The organism is Mesorhizobium sp. M2A.F.Ca.ET.039.01.1.1 (assembly GCF_003998035.1).
In the GTDB taxonomy this organism is placed as follows: domain Bacteria; phylum Pseudomonadota; class Alphaproteobacteria; order Rhizobiales; family Rhizobiaceae; genus Mesorhizobium.
In genome coordinates, this window is record NZ_RZRY01000550.1 from 1 (window position 1) to 4,335 (window position 4,335).

Annotated in this window: 4 protein-coding genes; 3 read left to right on the forward strand and 1 reads right to left on the reverse strand. The window is 65.4% G+C overall.

All coding sequences use genetic code 11. The features are described 5' to 3' along the window. The first annotated feature begins 107 nt into the window (after positions 1-107). Positions 108-1,106 carry an LLM class flavin-dependent oxidoreductase gene (locus EOA24_RS28950; protein WP_126080149.1) on the forward strand — a complete coding sequence of 333 codons (999 nt, stop codon included), beginning with the start codon at positions 108-110 and terminating at the stop codon, positions 1,104-1,106. Between the two features lie 72 nt (positions 1,107-1,178). Beyond that, a complete protein-coding gene (locus tag EOA24_RS28955) occupies positions 1,179-1,979 on the forward strand; it encodes an inositol monophosphatase family protein (RefSeq protein WP_126080148.1) in 801 nt (266 codons plus the stop codon). On the opposite strand, the gene EOA24_RS28960 is transcribed toward EOA24_RS28955, so the two are convergent. Then, on the reverse strand, positions 1,969-2,988 hold the full coding sequence (locus EOA24_RS28960; RefSeq protein ID WP_126080147.1) for a LacI family DNA-binding transcriptional regulator: 1,020 nt from the start codon (positions 2,986-2,988) through the stop codon (positions 1,969-1,971). The genes EOA24_RS28955 and EOA24_RS28960 overlap by 11 nt on opposite strands. Positions 2,989-3,206: 218 nt before the next feature. Here EOA24_RS28960 and EOA24_RS28965 point away from each other — a divergent pair. Next, the coding region (locus EOA24_RS28965) for a sugar ABC transporter ATP-binding protein (RefSeq protein ID WP_133374659.1) at positions 3,207-4,335 on the forward strand (1,129 nt) is incomplete at its 3' end.

The window sequence follows — 4,335 nt, forward strand, 5'->3', positions numbered from 1 at the left end:
CCGTCGAACTTGCCGACGTGCTGGAGAACCAGCTCGCCATCGTCATTCCCAACCGCGCCGCCTTCGAGGCAAGGCTCAGGGAAAAACGCATCGTGGAGACCTGACCAATGACCGCCCTTTCGGTTCTCGACCTGTCGCCGATCACCCAAGGCAGCACCGCTTCGCAGTCGCTCGCCAATTCGCTCGACCTCGCCCGCCATGCCGAGCGCCTGGGCTACAAGCGCTACTGGCTGGCCGAGCACCACAACATGCCGGGCATCGCGAGCGCCGCGACATCCGTCGTGATCGCGCATGTCGCCGGCGGCACCAAGTCAATCCGCGTCGGCGCCGGCGGCATCATGCTGCCCAACCATGCGCCGCTGGTGATCGCCGAGCAGTTCGGCACGCTGGCGGCACTTTTTCCCGGCCGCATCGACCTCGGACTCGGCCGCGCGCCGGGCACCGACATGCTGACCGCGCGGGCGCTGCGCCGCAACCTGGAGTCTGCCGACAATTTCCCGCAGGACGTGGTCGAGCTGATGGGCTATTTCCAGCCGGCCGAGGAAGGCCAGCGCATCCGTGCCGTGCCGGGCGAAGGCCAGACCGTGCCGGTCTGGATACTCGGCTCCAGCCTCTATGGCGCGCAGCTCGCAGCGCTTCTCGGCCTGCCCTACGCTTTCGCCTCGCATTTCGCGCCGGCCGAGCTCGACCATGCGCTGGAGGTTTATCGCACGCGGTTCCAGGCGTCGGCGCAGCTCGACAAGCCTTATGTCATGCTCGGCCTCAATGTCTCCGCCGCGCCGACGGACGCTGAGGCGAAGCTGTTGTTCAGCTCGCTGCAGCAGGCCTTCGTCAATTTGCGCAGCGGCCGTCCGGGGCAATTGCCGCCGCCGGTCGAGAATTACGACCGCGATCTCGATCCTATGGCGAAAACCATGCTTGCCCAGGCGCTGTCCTGCGCCGTCATCGGTTCGCCGGAGACGGTGCGCCAGGGCATCGACGCCTTCATCCGCCGCACCGGCGCCGACGAATTGATGGTGACGGCGCAGATCTTCGATCACGCTGCGCGCGTGCGCTCCTACGAAATTCTCGCCGACGTGCACAAATCGATGTCCAAGGCGGCGTGATCGCGCTGTCACTTTCGCCTGACATATTGGTCTGTTAAGGGCGCAGATGTCCCTCTCAGCCAAGAATTCCCCGTGACCAAAGATCTCGACGACCGCATGCATTTTGCCATCGACCTGGCGCGCCGCGCCGGCGAGCTGGGGCTGAAATATTTCCGCGACCTCGACAACCTGGCCGTCGAGAGCAAGGGTCACCAGGACCTGGTTTCGGAAGCCGACCGCGAGGTCGAGCTGTTCATCCGCGCGGCGATCGCCGAGGCCTATCCGCAAGACGGCATCATCGGCGAGGAGCATGCTGCGGTGACCGGAACAACCGGCCATGTCTGGGTGATCGACCCGATCGACGGCACCGCCAATTTCGTGCGCGGCATTCCCGCCTGGTGCGTGGTGATCGCCTGCGCCAAGGACGGCGAGACGGTGGTCGGCGTCATCCATGAGCCTTCGACCGACGAGACGTTCTACGGCCGCCTGGGCGGCGGCGCCTTCCTCAACGGCAAGCCGATCAAGACCAGCAATGCCGCGTCGCTTTCCGAGGGCGCCGTCGGCACCGGGCTGTCCAACCGCGCCTCGACCAAGAATGTCGTCACTCTCATCAGCCTGATCATGGCGGAGGGCGGCGTCTTCTACCGCAATGCTTCCGGAGCGCTGATGCTCGCCTATGCGGCGTCCGGCCGGCTGCTCGGCTATGTCGAGGAGCACATGAACGCCTGGGATTGCCTCGCCGGCATGCTGCTGGTCGAAGAGGCCGGCGGCACGGTGCTCAGAGCGGATCCGAAGACGGTGCTCGGCCAGGGCACGCGGGTGATCACCGGCGGCAGCCGCATCTTCCCGAGATTGCAGGCGCTGTGCGCAGAGGCTCTCGAAGCTACGCGCTGACGCTCTGCGCGATCGCGCCCAGCGGCCGGCAGGAATTGCGGATCATCAGCCGGCCCTTCAGCACCAGCTTGCGCGGCGGCGCGTCGCGGTTGCCGGCCAGCCGGTCGAGCAGGAGGTTCGCCGCCTGCTCGCCGATCGCCTGCACCGGCTGCGCGACGGTGGTGAGCTGCGGCACGAACACGTCCGACCAGGGAAAGTCGTCGAAGCAGGCGACCGAAATGTCCTCGGGGCAAGAGAGGCCGATGTCGCGGATCGCCTTCATCGTGCCGATCACCATCGGGTTGTTGGCCGAGAAGATCGCGCTTGGCCGGTCGTGCAGCGACAAGAGCTGCATGGTGGCGTTGTAGCCGTCGATCTCGTGGAAATTGCCGGAGCGTATGAGTTCCTCCGCCACCGGCAGGCCGGCCGCCTGCAGCGCCTCGCGATAGCCGATCATGCGGTCATGCATGGGAGATATGTCGGACGTGCCGGTGATGTAGCCGATGCGCCGATGGCCAAGATGGATTAGATAGGTGACGGCGTCGAACACGGCACGCTGGTTGTCCAGCACCACCGCGTCGGTGTCGACGCCTTCGCAAAGGCGGTCGAGCAGCACCACCGGCACATTGGTGTCCTCGACGATGCTCTTCAGAAGGCCGCCGTCGCCGACGCGCGCCACGATCAGCCCGTCGACCATGCGGTCGAGCAGCAGGCGGATCTGCTCGTCCTGCGTGTTCAGATCCTCGTCGGTGCAGCACAGCATGACGGCATAGCCGGCGCGGTCGAAGGCCTGCTGGATGACCGAGACGACATCGGTGAAGAACGGGTTGGTGATGTGCGGCACGGTGAGGCCGATTGTGCGCGTGGTGCCCATCTTCAGGCTGCGGGCGATGGCATTGCGCTTGTAGCCGATGTCGCGGATCGCCTGCTCGATGCGTTGCGTAAGCTCGGGACTGACGGTGGCGGTACCGTTGAGCAATGCAGAGACCGTGGCTACGGACACACGCGCCGCCTCAGCCACATGCAGCATGGTCGGCGCCGTGGATTTCCGCTGTTTTTTCTGCTCTGACGCCGTCATTTTCGAAACGTTTAGCCGCCCTTATCTGGCTAAACCTACGTAAACCCGGCATTTTTCGCAAGAATTGAAATGCATCAATCCTCAGAGAACAGATAGGCGCTTGACACGTTCGAAACGTTTCGATTAGCGTTCAAGTCGCCGAAGACGACGGAGGGAGGCCGTCCTTTGTCATGCAGCGCGCTGGCTCCATCACGACGGAGGACGTGACGGCCGACGGTCCGACCGTCGTCCTGAGCGCGACCGGCATTTCCAAGCGGTTCGGCGGCATCACCGCGCTGTCCGATGTCAGCCTGGACCTCAGGCCCGGCGAGGTGCATGCGCTGATGGGCGAGAACGGCGCCGGCAAATCGACGCTGATGAAGATCCTCTCGGGCGTCTATACCGACTACGAAGGCACTGTCGCCATCGACGGCCAGGCGGTCCGTTTCGCCGGTGTGCGCGACGCCGAGGACGCTGGCATCGCCATCATCCACCAGGAGCTCAACCTCGTCCCCGAGCTCAGCGTCGCCGACAACATCTTCCTCGGCCGCGAAAAGCTGATCGCCGGGCTGGTGGTTGACCGCAAGGCGAGCAGCCGCGCGGCAAAAGCGCTGTTGCAGCGTCTCGGCATCGAGCTCGATCCGGAAGCGCGGGTCGGCCGGCTCAGGGTCGGCGAGCAGCAGCTGGTGGAGATCGCCAAGGCGCTGTCGAAATCGGCGCGCATCCTGATCATGGACGAACCCACCTCGGCGCTGTCACCGGCCGAGTGCGAGCGACTGTTCCGCATCATCCGTCAGCTCGCGGCAAGCGGCGTCGCCATCGTCTACATCTCGCACCGCATCGATGAGGTCATGCATCTGGCAAGCCGGGTGACGGTGCTGCGCGACGGGCGTCACGTGCTGACCAACGATATGGCGGCGCTGAACGAAGACGCCATCATCTCGGCCATGGTCGGCCGCGATCTTATGGCGTCCTCCGATCATCAGCGCGGTCCGGGCGGCAAGGCTGTGCTCGCGGTCAGGGACCTGTCGCTGTCGAAGCCCGACCGGCATGGCTGGCGCAGCGTGATCGAGGGCGTGAGCTTCGATCTTTCGGCGGGCGAAATCCTCGGCATAGGCGGGCTGCTGGGTTCCGGCCGCACCGAAATCCTGGAAGCGATCTTCGGCTCCGGCGGCGGCCGTACCGGCGGCGAGATCAAGCTCGACGGCGCGCCGGTCGAGATCGGCTCGCCGCGCGAGGCGCGCCGGCTGGGCATTGCCTTGGTCACCGAGGACCGCAAGACGCAAGGCCTGCATCTCACGGCCTCGATCACCGACAATG